Genomic DNA, 1,755 nt, shown 5'->3' with positions numbered 1-1,755 from the left:
GCGGAGGAGGGAGCCACTGCGGAGCATTGGCGACCGACGACAACGCGGCGAGGTGCGTGCCCCGGCGTCGCCCCGCAGACGCGAGTTCGAAGACACGCCCTAGGACACGGGCCCGTAGGGGAAGGCAGGACAGAACATCTAGCGCCCCGGCGCGGCGGACTCCGCCTCCGCCTTCGCCGCTGCCGGGGCGCGGTGGTCGAAGGCGATCAACGGGTCGCCGGTGAGTGGGTGTTCGACCACCGCGGCCCGTACCCCGAAGACCTCGGCCAGCAGTTCGGCGGTCAGCACCTCACGCGGCGTCCCGGAGGCCACCAGGGCGCCGCGGTGCAGGACGTGCAGCCGGTCGCAGACCGAGGCGGCGGCGTTGAGGTCGTGCAGGGCCACCAGGGTGGTGCGGCGCTGCTCCCGGAGCAGGGCGAGCAGTTCGACCTGGTGCCGGACGTCCAGGTGGTTGGTCGGCTCGTCCAGCACCAGGACGTCCGGCTGCTGGGCGAGCGCCCGGGCCAGCAGCACCCGTTGCCGTTCCCCGCCGGACAGTTGGGCGAACCGGCGGTCGGCGGCCCCGGCCATGCCGACCCGGGTCAGCGCCTCGGCGGTGATCCGGCGGTCCTCGGCGTCGTCGGCCGCGAAGGCCCGCTTGTAGGGCGTGCGGCCCATCGCGACCACCTCGCGGACGCTCAACTCGAAGTCCCCGCCGCGTTCCTGGGGCAGCGCCCCGATGTGCCGGGCGGACTCCGCGGGCCGCAGCTCCGCCAGGTCCCGCCCGGCCAGCAGCACCCGCCCGGCACTGGGCCGCAGGTGCCGGTAGACGGTGCGCAGCAGGCTGGACTTGCCGCTGCCGTTGGGTCCGACCAGTCCGGCGATCTCCCCCTCCTCGGCGATCAGGTTGGCCCCGGCCAGCACCGTCCGGCCGGCCAGGGCGACACTCAGGTCCTCGACGGCGATCCTCAACTGCGCTCCAGTCGTCGGTCCAGCAGGTAGAGCAGGGTGGGGGCGCCGAGGACGGCGGTGACCACGCCGATCGGCAGTTCCTGGCCGTCCAGGGCGGTGCGGGCCACCGTGTCGACGACGACCAGCAGCAGCGCCCCGGTGAGCGCGGACAGCGGCAGCAGCCGCCGGTGGTCGGCGCCGACCAGCAGCCGGCACACGTGCGGCACCATCAGCCCGACGAAGCCGATCGCCCCGGAGACGGCGACCAGCACCCCGGTGAGCACACTGGTGACGACGAAGACCTCGCGGCGCAGCCGGGTGACGTCCACGCCGAGCCCGGCGGCCGTCTCGTCGCCCATCAGCATCGCGTTGAGTCCCCGGGCGCGGGCCTGGAGCAGGGCCAGTCCGAGCGCCACGGCGACGGCCGGGACGGCGAGTTGGGCCCAGACGGCGCCGCCGAGGCTGCCCATCAGCCAGAACAGCACGCCCCTGGTCTGCTGCTCGTCGCGGGTCTGCAGGACCAGGTAGCTGGTGATGCCGCCGAGGAACTGGGCGATGCCGATGCCCGCGAGGACCAGGCGCAGCGGGGAGAAGCCGCCACCGCGCCGGGCCATCAGCCAGACCAGCGAGAACGCGGCGAGCGCGCCGGCGAACGCCGCCAGGGAGACGGTGAGGCCGAGCGCGCTGCCGAAGGAGAGCTGGAGCCCGAGGGTGGTGCCGAGGACGATGGCGGCGACCGCGCCGAGCGAGGCGCCGGAGGAGATGCCGAGCAGGTACGGGTCGGCGAGCGGGTTGCGGACCAGGGCCTGCACGGCAGTGCCGACC

Annotated in this window: 2 protein-coding genes; both read right to left on the bottom strand. The window is 74.5% G+C overall.

Annotation, left to right across the window (positions count from 1 at the left end):
* Positions 1 to 138: 138 nt before the first annotated feature.
* A complete protein-coding gene (locus ACFU6K_RS38370; RefSeq protein WP_380671204.1) occupies positions 139 to 951 on the bottom strand; it encodes an ABC transporter ATP-binding protein in 813 nt (270 codons plus the stop codon).
* Positions 948 to 1,755: FecCD family ABC transporter permease (locus tag ACFU6K_RS38365; RefSeq protein ID WP_380671202.1), on the bottom strand; the 808-nt coding region annotated here is incomplete at its 5' end. The genes ACFU6K_RS38365 and ACFU6K_RS38370, both read right to left, overlap by 4 nt.

The sequence above is a fragment of the Kitasatospora sp. NPDC057512 genome (assembly GCF_042802135.1).
GTDB lineage: Bacteria > Actinomycetota > Actinomycetes > Streptomycetales > Streptomycetaceae > Kitasatospora.
Note: the sequence above shows the minus strand (reverse complement) of the source record. Positions and strands in the feature narration are given on the sequence as shown.